This window comes from Ruminococcus sp. RTP21358st1_G6_RTP21358_211008, from assembly GCF_040908885.1.
GTDB classification, from domain to species: Bacteria; Bacillota; Clostridia; order Lachnospirales; family Lachnospiraceae; genus Blautia_A; species Blautia_A faecis.
The window spans coordinates 18,610-33,036 of record NZ_JBDGDM010000025.1 but is presented as its reverse complement, the minus strand read 5'-3'; the positions used below and the strand labels follow the sequence as shown (position 1 = coordinate 33,036).

General features: G+C 42.9%; 10 protein-coding genes. 2 read left to right on the top strand and 8 right to left on the bottom strand.

Annotated features, from left to right (window positions below):
• The first annotated feature begins 226 nt into the window (after positions 1-226).
• Both AB5Z12_RS11335 and AB5Z12_RS11330 read left to right on the top strand, forming a co-directional pair.
• On the top strand, positions 227-1,708 hold the full coding sequence (locus tag AB5Z12_RS11335; RefSeq protein WP_173734925.1) for a UxaA family hydrolase: 1,482 nt from the start codon (positions 227-229) through the stop codon (positions 1,706-1,708).
• A 109-nt stretch (positions 1,709-1,817) separates the two neighbouring features.
• Positions 1,818-3,302, top strand: coding sequence for a tagaturonate reductase (locus AB5Z12_RS11330; RefSeq protein ID WP_173734926.1), 1,485 nt, complete (start codon positions 1,818-1,820; stop codon positions 3,300-3,302).
• Positions 3,303-3,480: 178 nt separating this feature from the next.
• On the opposite strand, the gene AB5Z12_RS11325 is transcribed toward AB5Z12_RS11330, so the two are convergent.
• From AB5Z12_RS11325 to araA, 8 genes are all read right to left on the bottom strand, one after another.
• Positions 3,481-3,651 carry a hypothetical protein gene (locus tag AB5Z12_RS11325; RefSeq protein ID WP_173734927.1) on the bottom strand — a complete coding sequence of 57 codons (171 nt, stop codon included), beginning with the start codon at positions 3,649-3,651 and terminating at the stop codon, positions 3,481-3,483.
• A 414-nt stretch (positions 3,652-4,065) separates the two neighbouring features.
• The gene (locus AB5Z12_RS11320) at positions 4,066-4,599 is read right to left on the bottom strand and encodes a methylated-DNA--[protein]-cysteine S-methyltransferase (protein WP_173734928.1); all 534 of its coding nucleotides are present in this window, start codon (positions 4,597-4,599) and stop codon (positions 4,066-4,068) included.
• Positions 4,600-4,912: 313 nt separating this feature from the next.
• Positions 4,913-6,196, bottom strand: coding sequence for a phosphodiester glycosidase family protein (locus tag AB5Z12_RS11315; protein WP_173734929.1), 1,284 nt, complete (start codon positions 6,194-6,196; stop codon positions 4,913-4,915).
• A gap of 204 nt (positions 6,197-6,400) precedes the next feature.
• Positions 6,401-8,062, bottom strand: coding sequence for a hypothetical protein (locus AB5Z12_RS11310; protein WP_173734930.1), 1,662 nt, complete (start codon positions 8,060-8,062; stop codon positions 6,401-6,403).
• 335 nt (positions 8,063-8,397) lie between these two features.
• Positions 8,398-9,531: a hypothetical protein gene (locus tag AB5Z12_RS11305; protein WP_173734931.1), complete on the bottom strand. Its 1,134-nt coding sequence runs from the start codon at positions 9,529-9,531 to the stop codon at positions 8,398-8,400.
• 10 nt (positions 9,532-9,541) lie between these two features.
• Positions 9,542-10,957: an MBOAT family protein gene (locus tag AB5Z12_RS11300; RefSeq protein ID WP_173734932.1), complete on the bottom strand. Its 1,416-nt coding sequence runs from the start codon at positions 10,955-10,957 to the stop codon at positions 9,542-9,544.
• A gap of 252 nt (positions 10,958-11,209) precedes the next feature.
• Positions 11,210-12,814 (bottom strand): xylulokinase, encoded by a 1,605-nt coding sequence (locus AB5Z12_RS11295; protein ID WP_173734933.1) that lies wholly within the window; start codon positions 12,812-12,814, stop codon positions 11,210-11,212.
• Positions 12,815-12,917: 103 nt separating this feature from the next.
• Entirely contained in the window at positions 12,918-14,417 is a 1,500-nt protein-coding gene (gene araA / locus AB5Z12_RS11290) for an L-arabinose isomerase (RefSeq protein ID WP_173734934.1), read from the bottom strand.
• Positions 14,418-14,427: the final 10 nt, after the last annotated feature.

Sequence of the window (14,427 nt, the reverse complement as noted above, 5' to 3'; positions counted from 1 at the left end):
CTGGGAAATGTAAGAACTTACATTTTATTTACAGTATACGACAAATAAATGTCATTTTCAATTCATGAAGTATTTGCAGAACAGACAAATTTTTGCACTATACATTGTGTATTTTTACCATTTTCAGCTTTTTTTCCATTTCCTATTGACGTTCCCGTTTTGTTGATGTAATTTGAATGTAAGCTCTTACATATATTATTTTCACATAAAGGAGGTTGTTGATTTCTTGAAATCTTTTATTAAAATTAATCCTTCAGATAATGTAGCCGTTGCGCTTCAGCCTCTGGCGAAAGGCACTGTGATCGAACTTGATAATTCCACATTCACTCTTACAGAAGACATCATGCAGGGACACAAGTTTGCATTAAAAAGTCTCAAGCCTGGTGATTCCATTATTAAATATGGTAATCCCGTTGGACATGCAACCGCAGAAATTTCTGCAGGTTCCTGGATTCATACTCACAATTTAAAAACAGGGCTGGGAGATTTTCTTACTTATACATATAACAAAACTATCACAGAGCTTCCACACCGGGAGCCAAAGTTCTTCCAGGGCTATCGCAGAAAAAGCGGTGGGGTTGGTGTACGCAATGAAATCTGGATCATTCCTACAGTAGGCTGCGTTAACAATGTCGCATCTGCTATTGAGAGAGCCACGCAGAAGTACATGACAGACCAGATTGATGGTGTCTGTGCTTTTCCACATCCTTACGGATGTTCCCAGATGGGTGATGATCAGAATAACACACGTCAGATTCTTGCTGATTTAGTGAACCATCCCAATGCAGGCGGTGTTCTGGTTCTTGGACTTGGCTGCGAAAACAGCAACATCGATGAATTAAAGAAATTTATCGGGGACTATGATCCTGAGCGTGTACGTTTTCTCGTTGCCCAGGAATGTGAAAATGAGATCAGCGATGGTATTGAAACTGTCAAAGAACTGATTTCCTATGCATCCTCATTTAAACGTGAACCAATCAGTGCATCTGAACTGGTGATCGGTATGAAATGCGGCGGCTCTGATGGTTTGTCCGGAATCACGGCAAACCCTACTGTTGGTGCATTTTCTGACAAACTGATTTCTATGGGCGGATCTACAATTCTTACAGAAGTTCCTGAAATGTTCGGCGCTGAGGAATTACTTATGAACCGCTGCGAGACAGAGGATCTGTTCAACCAGACAGTTGCCCTTGTCAACGATTTCAAAAACTATTTTAAAAGTCACAACCAGACCATTTATGAAAATCCTTCTCCCGGAAACAAAAAAGGCGGTATTTCCAGTCTGGAAGATAAATCTCTCGGATGTACGCAAAAATCCGGAAGTGCACCTGTTATGGGAGTTCTTTCTTATGGAGAACCTGTAAAGGAAAAGGGATTAAACCTGCTGAGCGCACCTGGCAATGATCTTGTCGCCTCTACTGCCCTTGCTGCCTCCGGCGCACACATTGTACTTTTTACAACCGGACGCGGAACACCTTTTGCAAGTCCTGTACCTACAGTTAAAATCTCCACAAACAACCAGCTTGCAAAAAAAAAGCAGAACTGGATTGATTTCAACTGTGGAGTTATGGTAAATGATACTCCTCTTGATGAGCTTTCAGAAAATCTTCTGGACTTTGTCCTTGAGATTGCATCCGGAAAGAAATCAAAATCCGAAGAAGCAGGTTTCCATGATATGGCAATCTTCAAACAGGGCGTTACTTTATAAAACATAAATCGAATTGCGGAAGCAGCATAGCTGCGTAGCAATCCGGGTATCAAATGAGTGTCAAAAGACCTTTTAACACTCATATCATTATATATGAGGAAAACCTAAAATGAAAAAATTATCTTATGCTGTTTTAAAAGAACAGGGCTATGATGGATACCTTCTTGAATCAGCGCCGGAACGTGTACTTCAGTTTGGTGAAGGAAACTTCCTCCGTGCATTTGTAGATTATTTTATAGATGAGTTAAACGAAAAAGCCGGATTCAACTCCAAAGTTGTTCTGTGCCAGCCAATCGCTCCAGATCTTGATGACAGGTTCAACGAACAGGAGGGTCTTTATACCTTATTTCTCCGTGGATTCCAGGATGGCAAAAAAATAAATAAAAAACGTGTTATCTCCTGTGTAAGCCGCTGTCTCAATCCATATAAGGATTTTGAAGCAGTTCTCGCATGTGCAGATAACCCGGACCTCCGTTTTATCGCATGTAATACAACAGAAGCCGGAATTACTTATGATTCTTCCTGTCAGTTTAATGATGTTCCGGCTGGTAGCTATCCTGGAAAACTTACTCAGTTTATGTACCGTCGTTTCCAGAAATTCGGTCAGGAAGCCGGCAAAGGATTTATCATTCTTTCCTGTGAGCTGATCGAGGATAATGGAAAAGAGCTTGAAAAATGTGTATTAAAATATGCAACGCAGTGGAATCTCGGCGAAGACTTTATCAACTGGATCAAAACTGAAAACATCTTCTGCTCTACACTTGTAGACCGTATTGTAACAGGTTATCCAAGAACTGAAGCTGCTGCAATCTGTGAAGAACTTGGCTATGAAGATAACTTGATCGACACAGGTGAAATCTTTGGCTTCTGGGTAATCGAAGGTCCTCAGTCAATCAAAGACGAATTCCCGGTTGACAAAGCGAACCTTCCAATCCTGATCACAGACAATCACAAACCATATAAGCAGAGAAAAGTACGTATCTTAAATGGTGCACATACCTCCTTTGTGCTGGGTGCCTACCTTGCAGGACAGGATATTGTAAGAGACTGCATGAACGACGATGTAATCTGTGGATTTATGAACAAAACTATTTATGACGAGATTATTCCTACTCTGGACCTTCCAAAAACAGAACTCGAAAATTTTGCTGCAGCTGTTACAGAACGTTTCAAAAACCCATTTATCGACCATGCTCTTCTTTCCATTTCTCTGAATTCTACATCAAAATGGAAAGCACGTGTTATGCCGTCACTCAAAAAATATGTAGAACGCAAAGGTACACTTCCTGCATGCATCACAGCTTCTTTCGCCTTCTACATTGCATTCTATAACGGATATGCTATGAGCGAAGACGTACTTACAGCAAAAAGAGCAGCTAATGAATACACTGTAAAAGATGACAAGGCAGTTCTCGAATTCTACCTTGCACATAAAGATGATTCCGCAGCGGATCTTGTTCATGCAGTCTGCACCAATACTTCCTTCTGGGGCGAAGATCTGACACAGATTTCCGGATTTGAAGCAGTTGTATGCAATTACTTAACTCAGATCCGTGAAAATGGTGCGTATGAAGTAATGAAAGCACTGGCTTAAATTATATTACAGAATCATAAGTTCTTTCCATGATTGAAAGCGACGGTGCAGGACGCGTGCAGCGTTAGAGCGTGTCTGAAAAATCATTCCTGATTACTCATCAAAAACGTCTGGCATACATTAAACCTCCCAACATGGGCGCAGAGTCAACAGACCCTGCGCCCTTTCTTAAAATATTTTAATATCTGGAAGTAGTATCTTCCCCTGACTCGTAAGAATTGCGGCTCTTGTTTTTGCTGCTGTTTTTTGTGTAAGAGTTCTTGCAATCCTGAGAATTTATCTCACTTTCATAAGATCTGTTTGTTGCATTTTTGCTGTTCTTGTTTTCAGACTCATAATTTTTAGCCATTTGAGTATTCCTCCTGTTGAATGCCGCTGTCCACGTTCTGTTCCGCATCCAGCAGCTGTTTTCAGATTACTTTGTGTATTGTGACCAATTACAGAAAGAATATTCATCAAAATGATATTGCTTTTTTTTCCAATTTATATTATAATTGACTTTGTAAAAGAATTTACCCTTCAAAAATTTTTTTACATAACCCCTTATTTAATTATTTATACTCCCCTCGAAACACCCGGTAGCTCCCCTACCGGGTGTTTCTCTTTGGATTTATAAGGGTTTGCGGGATTTTGGGGTTCACCATTCTTGTAATATTTCTGTAATATTTAATAGATATGTCCAAAATATGTCCAAAATTCTATTTTCCGTCCAATCTTGGCTCTCCAAAATAACCCAAAATGAGGACAGTTTTATCACTGCCTCCTACAATGCTGTCCCTTTCTTTGGAACAAATAAATAACTCATATCCGCGTGTTCCAGTTCAAGCAGCGAAAGCTTTCTATCAATTCCTCCGGCATACCCTGTCAGACTTCCATTTGTGCCTATCACACGATGGCAGGGAATGATAATAGAAATTTCATTGTGTCCAACCGCACCTCCAACTGCCTGGGCAGACATGCGGGATACATTTTTCAGCTCTGCCATTTTGCGGGCAATTTCTCCGTATGTGATCGTCTGTCCATAGGGAATCTGCAATAAAATCTTCCACACTGCCTGTCTGAATGTTGAGCCGTCCGGATGGAGTGGCGGCGTAAATTTCGGTTCTTCACCGGAGAAATACACATCCAGCCATTTTTTTGCTTCCGTGAGAATCTCTGTTTCCTGTGGAATATGCTTGTCTGGAAGTGTATTCCCAAAATATTTCTGTCCTTCAAACCATAGACCAGTAATTCCCACTTCATCTGCCGCCAGTAAAATACGCCCTAACGGCGATTTATATTTGTATGTGTATATCATATTTATACCTCAAAAATGCATGAGGTAGTGTCAACTTCATACCTCCAAAATCGGCTCACCCCCAGTAAAATCAACGATTCTGGGCTATATAGCCTTTACCTCCCCTTTCTTTGGTTTAGGTGACCTTAATTTTACGTTGGAAAACCTGTCAAGGCCGGGCTGAAAGCCCGTAAAATTCAGCCTTGACGGGGTTTCCGTAAGTAAAATATACTTGGTCAGCACCAAGGAAAAAAGAGATAATTTTTTCTTAATTCGTTTTACACTACCGTCGTTCAAACAACATGATCCTTAAATGCTTTTCATTGTCAACACATCAATTCGTAAAATAAAGAAAATCCCCACATGGTCTCTCGTAATTATTAATCAGCTTATTCATGACCTGACCATTGTAATACAATGTGGCGGAGCCGCCGCCGTCCAGGTTGTAAGCGTACTGACAGCCATAGCTGTTGAAGATATTAACAAGATCCCAGTGGTTCAGGCCGGCGTAACTGCCAGTGTCGGTGACAAGAAGCACATAAATGCCAGGTTTCACCATTCCCACAGCAGTTCTCGGATAATATTTGGCTGTTTCTGACCAGGCCGGCTGGGCCTGGCCATCTTTGATCAGGATTGGGCCAAAATTATAGGTATCTTTTACCCCCTCTTCCAGAAGAGCTTCGCCTTTCAATCCCTGCTTTGGTGTATAAATAGTGCCATCATACCTTACAGCCATTACACTGTAACTGGTCTCATAATTTCCATAAATCACACCATTCTTGATGCACATTCCAAGAGGTGACGGCCGCCCTGTCTGGTAACTAAACGCACTTCCATTCACTCCGATAATACCCCCATTACCAGAAACTGCACCGGAGGTAGTCTGTCTGGCACCACCATAGCTTCCATAAGACAGAGCAGATTTCAGCTGTCTGGAATTTTTGATCTTTATCAGCGCTACCCAGTAAGGAACATTATGTGTGAATTTTCTGCGCAGATCAATATTAAGAGAGCTGCTTTTATATGTATAGCGGTTATCATTCACCTTCACATCCGGTCTGGTTTGTCCTGTTCTTCTCCCGCTATCATTTACATAATATTTCCCCACCCACACATTTGTATACAAAGCACCTGTTTTCTTATCAAAATAATAACGATATTCACCAATTTTCTGCCATCCTGTTGCCATTCTGGAATTAGGAAGGAAATAATATCGCTTTCCTCCGTAGCTTAGCCAGCGGTTGGCAATTGCAACACCTGACTTATTAAAATAATAAGAGTATTTTGTTCCAGTAGCCCAGCGGTTACGGAACATAATGCCATTCTTCCGGTTATAATAATACCGTTTTCCGCCTGATTTCAGCCAGCCTGTATAGCGTTTGCCATTCTTTGTGCTGTAATAACGCTGACCTTTGTAGGTAATTTTTCCCCAAAGCAGTTTTCCCTTGGAATTATAAAAATAATAGTCTTTCCCCCGCTTCACCCATCCATGCTTTTTCGAAGTGATACTCACAGTCGTATTGGAAGCCTTCACATAAGAAGCGGCCCACACCGAAGAGGAACACATGGTAAATATCAAAAACAAAAAACAGATAATCCCAAAGCTTCTTTTTTTCAATTCCTTCTCCCCCTCATTTCAATAAGAAAATCGTAACGGTTCAGTACCTTCACAGTTACACGCTCCGTAATGCACCGAACTCACTAAACCTTTACTTTCTGGTTATAAAAAATTACGGGGCAGACAAATTACTTCGTCTGCCCCGCTGTATTTGCCTTGCTGCAGGTAATTATTATGCGGTCGCCTGCTCGCATAAATTACTGATTAAGCTGCCGGTGTCTCACTGTCATCCAGTGTATCTCCAGCCATATCTGTCTGCTCTTCGGACTCAGCAACACCATCTGTCTCCGCACTCTCAATATCACTGTCGCCTGTAGCAGCGATCACATCGTCCAGCCATCCCTCAGGCATGCCTGCGTTGGTCAGATTCTCTGTGATTGCATCCATATTCATGGAAGCTGTATAAGCCTCAACTTCATCATCATTACTGAAATCATAAACATCTGTCAGAGAAGCAACATCAACTGCGGCAAGTGTCTCACCGCCATTGCCGCCGGTCAGAGAAACTGAACCAAGAGTCGCACCACCTGCTGCAATAGCAAGATTCCAGTCAATGCTGTCCTCATCTGCACCATCGGCTGTAAAGATCAGCTGCATTCCACCAAATGGATCATAGGAATTTCCATCTTCATCTTCCACAGGTGCTCCGGAAATTGTGTAAGTTCCCTTCCAGATTCCGTCCTGTACTGCCTTGGTATCATAGTCTGCAACATCAATAACAGCAGCATCCGCGTCACCGGAAGAAAGCGTGTAAGTTCCGCTTAACAGATCACCATTCAGCTCACCGCTTCCTTCAATGGCAACCTTGTCATCTCCGGAACCCAGCTGCATGGAAAATCCTCTCTTCTCTCCATCCGCTGTACACAGATATCCGAAAAGCTCTTCCTCCTGCTCATCATCATTCAGAAGGAACTGGCGTCCAACAACCTCTCCATCACCGTCAACCCATGCCCTTAAAATAAATCCGGACTCGTCGGTCTCATCAGCTTCTGTATCCAGATCTTTCTCCATATCCTCGATTGCTTCCAGGAAAGTCTCATAAGTATAATCCGGATCATTCATAGCTTCTGTCCAGGTCTCAATAAGCCCCTTCAGTTCTTCATCAGACTTAGCTGTATCCAGAATCTGCTGGAACATTGGAAGTGCCTCTGCCTGTGTAACATGTCCTTCCAGAACGCTAAGCTCCTGACTTACATCTCCTGCAACAGCTTCCTGTGCTCCAGGATTCTCAGCATCTGCAACATTATCAAAAATAATATCTGTGTATCTTGTAAGAATAGATGTCACTAAGTCTGCTTCCGGAAGGTTCTCCAGAGTGGAAAAATAACTGTTCATGCTATCTGCCAGATCAAGACTCGTGGTAAAGGAAGAATCCAGTTCCTGATCTGCCTCTTCCACAGCTTCCTGAGTCATCTGCTCCATGTTCATTTTAATATAGCCATCACTCAGCTCCGGAATTCTCATATAAATTTCAGAATTCTCTGTATCAAAATAATATTCTATTGTACAGATCTTGGTTCCATTTACATTCACATCCATAAACTCAGTCATGGACTTATCAGACATGCTTACATTTCCACTGATGGAAGCATCCGCCAGCCAGGAGATATCCACAGGAGAAAGCATTCCCAGAATTGCTTTTCCACCATCTTCCAGACTGACCTTTATTTCCGCATTTCCCTTAACTTCTTCTGTATCCATTTCAGAAAGGCTCTTTGCGTAATCTGCACCAAATTCCTCGATCATTTTGGCAAAGGCTACTTTCTCTGTTTCCTTGTAAGAATCTGCTGCCCATGTGGTAGCCGGTACTGCACTGATTCCCATAAGGGATGCTAACAAAATTGCGGTAATTTTCTTTCTCTTCATAAGATCCTCCTTTGGTATAAATCCTTACGGATTCTGCAATCTTTCCGTTGCTGTTCGCTGGCAACATTCCCAACTGCTCTCATTACCAGTAAAACAGCCGGTTTCTGTCAATGATCCGCTACAGACCATACAATGATCCATACTAGACATATCTGACAAAACAAGTTAATATCAGAATAGCATTTGCCGAACTTATTGTCAATAACCCATAAATATTCTGACGATTCCCGTGACAAAAAAGGTTACTGTTCCATCTGTGACCAATAAAACAAAAATTTTTCCCACAAACAAATCCTATAATTCCGGACAGGCTCTGATATGTTATATTGTACCATTTACTCTCCACTGTCCTGTATAATATAACTATCCAGTTTTTCCATATACCTCTGGTCACGCTCAACAGTAATCACAATCACGTCATCCGGTTCATATTTATCCAAAAGCTCCTGGTCAAAGTCATCAATTCTCACAAATATGGTTTTCTGATAGCGATAGGGCATGTATTTTTCAAGGCGGAGGCGAAAAGAATCCCCGATCACCATTAAAGTTTTCTCATTATCCGAATTGGATTTAAACACTTTCAGGATCTCCTCACCGCCTTCGCTCTCCTCTTTTTTCACCTTGTAACGGATACCATCGTGAAAATACTTCAACCCATATTCCCTGTCATCATCCAACTCTTTATATCGCCCGATCATCCTGGACAGATCCCCCCTGCAAGGCTTAGTCCCGATCATAACCTGAATGTCTTCGATTGGCAGACTTTCACCTGTCATATCCTGTACAATTTTCTCGTTGGTAATATATCCGCCTAAATTGTTCATGTGAGTATCATATTTTCGGAACAGCTGGTATTTTTCAGTAAACTCCCTCAGATAATCTGCCAGAAAATCAAATTCCACGTCGGAATTTTCTTTCATATATTTTGCAAAAGTCTCCATTCTGGAATCCCCGATTCCAATCACCTTTGGCTTCTCTGGCATATACTTCGAATAAAGTGTCTCTTTGTTGGGAGCCACGTAGTAATGGAATTGTTCCACACCCCTGTCCAGAAACCAGTCCCGCACTTTCGCAATTCCGGATGCAATTTCCGCACTTTGTTCCAGTGTATACACATTGGTTTTCTGGTAATCTGCCATGGCATTTTCTCCCTCCCTTTCCGGCAGGTAAAACAGCCAGTTATCTTCTCCGATCACCACATCCCCAATCTTTGTATTGCGGAAAAATTCCGTATCAATAAAATTGCAGAACTTCACCAGGTCATTTTTGAAGGGCACATGATCCTTATAATACGCCTCAAACTGCTCCGGAAAGTCTCCCAGAGATTCCAGATTCACCTCCGGAAATTCAGCCAGTTTTCTGTTTTCATTGTTTTCCGTATCAAATCTGCCGGAAAATCCAGTCCACACCACTCCTGGCAGAACCAGACTTCCTGCAAATAATACGATCAGAATTTTCTGTTTTCTCATATGCTTCCTGTTAAAATCTGAAATAAATAAACGGGTTATAGCTGTTATTTACAAGTGCCGCCACACTCAGCCAGAAAATCACCAGACAGGCGATCATTCTCGGAACTGTCACCATTCCATTGGCAGGGATTTTTCCAGCGGAATGTACCCGGACCTTCTCATATATCTTCTGCAAAACTCCTGCAAATAAAACACCCATAACGATCAGAAAGATCATTTTGCTGTCAAGATATGCAGAAAGAAGAATGGTTCCTCCATGTGCCACAAACATATTTCTCACATAAGTGAAAAACAGGGAAATATTTTCTGCCCGGAACAGAATCCATCCAAAAAACACCGCGATCACCGTGTAGCCCCAGCCCACAATTCCAGGCAGTTTTTCCAGTTTTTTTCCAAGCCACACACGTTCCAGTATAAGAAAAAGGCCATGATAAAGCCCCCAGAGGATAAACGCTATTCCAGCCCCATGCCACATTCCGGTAAGGAAAAATACGATAAGCAGGTTTCGATAGGTGCATGCCGCGCCTTTGCGATTTCCTCCCAGAGGAATATAGACATAATCGCGAAACCAGGAAGACAGGGAAATATGCCATCTGTGCCAGAATTCCTGCACAGAACCAGCTGTATAGGGATAATTGAAATTCTCCTGGAATTCAAATCCGAACATTTTTCCAAGACCAATGGCCATATCGGAATATCCGGAAAAATCGTAATAAATCTGCATCATGTAAAGAATTGCGCCCAGCCACAGAGCCTTCCTGGATACCGCATATGGACCATATTTAAAAATTTCATCCACCACACGGGCAAAGGAATTGGCAAGAAGAACCTTTTTCCCAAGTCCCCAGCAAAAACGCATTATCCCGGCTGCAAATTTTCGGATAGTCTCTTTTCTTCCTGTAATCTGAGCTGCAATGTCGCGATATTTTACAATAGGTCCTGCGATCAGCTGTGGAAAAAAGGAAATATACAAAAGCATATGCCAGAAATTGTGCTGTGCCGGCACCTCTCCCCTGTACACATCAATCACATAGGACAACGCCTGGAAAGTATAAAAAGAAATTCCGATTGGAAGCGCCACCTGAAAAAGAGTGGTTCCTGTTCCATCTGCTGAAAAAAGTCCGGTTATGGCTTCTGTCAGAGTGCCAAAATACTTAAAATATCCCAGCACCCCCAGATTAATAATCAGAGTTGCCACAAGAATCTTTTTTTTCCTGGTCTGATATTTTTCAATCAGAATTCCGCCGGTAAAATTCACCGACACGGAAAACAGCATAAGGAAAACATAAAGCGGCTCTCCCCATGCATAAAAAAGCAGACTGAAAAATACCAGGATTCCATTTCGGATTTTTCCGGGACTTATATAATATGCTGCCAGTACTAAGGGCAGAAAGATCCATAGAAAGAGCATCGAGCTGAAAACCATGTGTATCTCCTTTATTTTTCAAACAGGCTCCAGAGCATGTTTGTCTGTCAATGCTCAGTATTATAACATAAAAGACCCTCCCCATACCAGTATCCTGAAAAAATTCACATTCTGGTATGAGAAAGGTCTCCGTTTTTAACTGAGAGAAAAATCCATCCGTTCTCACTTATTTCGTTTTATAACTGCACAGAACTTTTTTCGCGTGCAGATTGCGGGAATGATCTGAGGCATCTCCGCCTCATTTCAAGCCACTTACCAGATTTTGGAGTCCACAGCTGCGCGCTCGATCGGCAGGCCTTTCATATATCTTTCCATGAACATATTAAAGCCTTCTACCCCCTCCGGATCCGGATTCAGGGTGCTTCCCTGATTTCCTGCAAATACCTTGGTATCCAGGAAGTCTTCCAGGGTCTCATTCTCCTCTTTGTTTACAAGATAGGAAGCGAGCACTGCAATTCCCCATGCACCGCCTTCACCGGCAGTCTCCATAACAGAAACCGGGGCATTTACAGCATCTGCAAGGATCTGCTGTCCAACACCTTTTGTCTTAAACAGTCCGCCATGACCAAGAAGACGGTCAACCTTTACTCCTTCTTTCTTAAACAGGATGTCAAGGCCAACTCTCATAGCGCCAAGGCAGGTATAAAGATTGGTTCTCATAAAGTTGGCAAGGTTGAATTTGCTCTCTGGAGAACGTACAAACAGCGGTCTTCCTTCTGTAAATCCAGTCATATGCTCACCGGAGAAATAGCAGTAGGATAAAAGTCCGCCGCAGTCCACATCCCCTTCCAGAGCCTTGTTGTATAAAGTTCCGAAAAGCTTGTTCATATCAGCTTCCATACCCATTGCCTCTGCAAACTCACGGAAAATATTTACCCATGCATTCAGATCAGAAGTACAGTTATTAGAGTGTGCCATTGCAACCGGATGTCCGGATGGAGTCGCAACCATATCAATTTCAGAATATGGTGCAGATAACTCCTTCTCCAGAACAATAGAGGCAAATACTGAAGTACCTGCAGAAACATTTCCGGTACGCTTTGCAACACTGTTTGTAGCTACCATTCCAGTGCCAGCATCACCTTCCGGCGGACACATAGGAATTCCGGCTCTCAGCCTGCCTGTTACATCAAGAAGCTTTGCTCCCTCTTCTGTCAGGCAGCCAGCATCCTGTCCCGCAACAAGACATTTCGGCAGAATGCCGCGAAGCTTCCATGGGAATCCATAAGAAGCAACCTGCTCATCAAACTGCTGAACCATTTTTTCATTGTAATCCCTGGTAGTGCTGTCCACTGGGAACATTCCCGCAACATCGCCAATTCCAAGAACTCTTTTTCCAGTCAGTTTCCAATGTACATATGCCTCCAGAGTGGCAATGTAATCAATATCTTTTACGTGAGGCTCGCCTTTTAAAATTGCCTGATACAGATGTGCGATACTCCATCTTTGAGGAATATTATACTGAAAAAGTTCGGACAGTTTTCTGCTTGCCTCTCCCGTAATATTATTTCTCCAGGTTCTGAACGGAACCAGAAGATTTCCTTCTTTGTCAAATGGCATATAGCCGTGCATCATGGCACTGATTCCAATAGCACCAACGCTTGTCAGCTCCACACCATATTTCTCCTCTACATCCTTTGCCATCTGCTGATAACAGTCCTGCAAACCGGACCAGATATCTTCCAGACTGTATGTCCATACCCCATTCTCATAGCGGTTCTCCCACTCGTGTCCGCCGGATGCGATTGGTGCATTATTTCCATCTACCAGAACTGCCTTGATTCTTGTGGAACCGAACTCGATTCCAAGTGCTGTCCTGTTGTCCAGGATTGCCTGCTTTGCTTCTGCTGCTCCCATGTGTAAAATCCTCCCGTTGTCTTTTTATAATGTGTAACATTCTTCACTGTTCAACCCAACGCCGTAAACAGGCTCCAGAGCGTGTTTGCCATTCTATGCGTTTTTACCTTCGAAACGCAATTTCATTCCAGCGAAGCTCATTCTTGAAGTTACGGATTGTAGTATCTTTGTCAATGTATACAGCTTCAATTCCCATTGCTGCAGCCCAGTCACCCATCTGCTCTGCTGTAAGATCATAAGTAAAGGCAGTATGATGTGCTCCACCTGCAAGGATCCATGCTTCTGCGCCGGTAGCCAGATCTGGCTGTGGTGTCCAGAATGCACTTCCTACAGGAAGCTTCGGCATAGGTTTCTCAACCTTCTTGCAATCTACATCATTGATGATCAGACGGAATCTGTCCCCCAGATCAACAAGGGATGTTGCGATTGCAGGGCCTGTCTTGGATGTAAATACAAGTCTCGCAGGATCCTCTCTCTCTCCCATACTAAGCGGGCAGACTTTGATAGCTGGCTTGCCATCCGCTACGGATGGGCAAACCTCTAGCATATGTGACTGCAGGATTCCCTCTTTTCCAGGAACAAGATTGTAGGTGTAATCTTCCATCATGGAGGTTCCCTTAGCGTCCTTCATGCCTGCTGTCATAATCTTCATCAGACGAACCATTGCAGCTGTTTTCCAGTCACCTTCTGCGCCAAATCCATAGCCCTTCTCCATAAGTCTCTGGATTGCCAGTCCCGGAAGCTGCTTCAGTGCTCCAAGATCACCGAAATGAGTTACGATTGCCTGATAGTTTTTCTCTTCCAGGAATTTCTCAAAGCCTATCTCAATTCCTGCCTGTACTGCTACATGACGTTTGAATTCTTCCGGGTCTCTTCCCTCAGAAAGAATGTCATATTTATTATAATATTCTTCCACAAGAGCGTCAATATCTCCCTTGGAAACAGCGTTCACATATTCTGCGATTTCATTTACCGGATAGGCATCAACTTCCCAGCCAAATTTAATCTGTGCTTCTACCTTATCCCCCTCTGTAACGGCAACATTTCGCATATTGTCAGCCACACGGCAAACACGGATGTGGCTGCTCTCCATAATACCAACAGCAGTTCTCATCCAGGAAGCCAGACGCTCCTGAACCTTTTTGTCAGCCCAGTATCCCACAATTACCTTTCGCTCAATTCCCATGCGGGTTACCATGTGACCATACTCGCGGCCACCGTGTGCGGACTGATTCTCGTTCATAAAGTCCATGTCAATGGTGTCGTAAGGGATTTCCTGGTTGAACTGTGTGTGAAGGTGGCAAAGAGGCTTTCTGTATTCTTTCAGACCAAGTATCCAGGATTTTGCCGGGGAAAAAGTGTGCATCCAGGTGATCACACCAGCACAGTCTTCATCAGCATTTGCCTCATTGAAAGTCTTACGGATAAGTTCATTGGTAATCAAGGTTGGTTTCCATATAATCTCGTATGGAAACATACCGGATTTGTTCAGCTCTTCCACAATAATGCGGGAATGCTCAGCTACTTTACGGAGACACTCATCTCCATAAAGATCCTGTGAACCTGTACAAAACCAAAATTTGTAATTTCTTCCTGTTTTCATTGTAAAAATC

Excerpts from the sequence above, each read along its gene's own strand:
- AB5Z12_RS11330 (WP_173734926.1), top strand. The coding sequence starts at position 1,818 with ATGAAAAAATTATCTTATGCTGTTTTAAAAGAACAGGGCTATGATGGA.
- AB5Z12_RS11310 (WP_173734930.1), bottom strand. The coding sequence starts at position 8,062 with ATGAAGAGAAAGAAAATTACCGCAATTTTGTTAGCATCCCTTATGGGA.
- AB5Z12_RS11305 (WP_173734931.1), bottom strand. The coding sequence starts at position 9,531 with ATGAGAAAACAGAAAATTCTGATCGTATTATTTGCAGGAAGTCTGGTT.
- AB5Z12_RS11320 (WP_173734928.1), bottom strand. The coding sequence starts at position 4,599 with ATGATATACACATACAAATATAAATCGCCGTTAGGGCGTATTTTACTG.
- AB5Z12_RS11295 (WP_173734933.1), bottom strand. The coding sequence starts at position 12,814 with ATGGGAGCAGCAGAAGCAAAGCAGGCAATCCTGGACAACAGGACAGCA.
- AB5Z12_RS11325 (WP_173734927.1), bottom strand. The coding sequence starts at position 3,651 with ATGGCTAAAAATTATGAGTCTGAAAACAAGAACAGCAAAAATGCAACA.
- AB5Z12_RS11300 (WP_173734932.1), bottom strand. The coding sequence starts at position 10,957 with ATGGTTTTCAGCTCGATGCTCTTTCTATGGATCTTTCTGCCCTTAGTA.
- araA (WP_173734934.1), bottom strand. The coding sequence starts at position 14,417 with ATGAAAACAGGAAGAAATTACAAATTTTGGTTTTGTACAGGTTCACAG.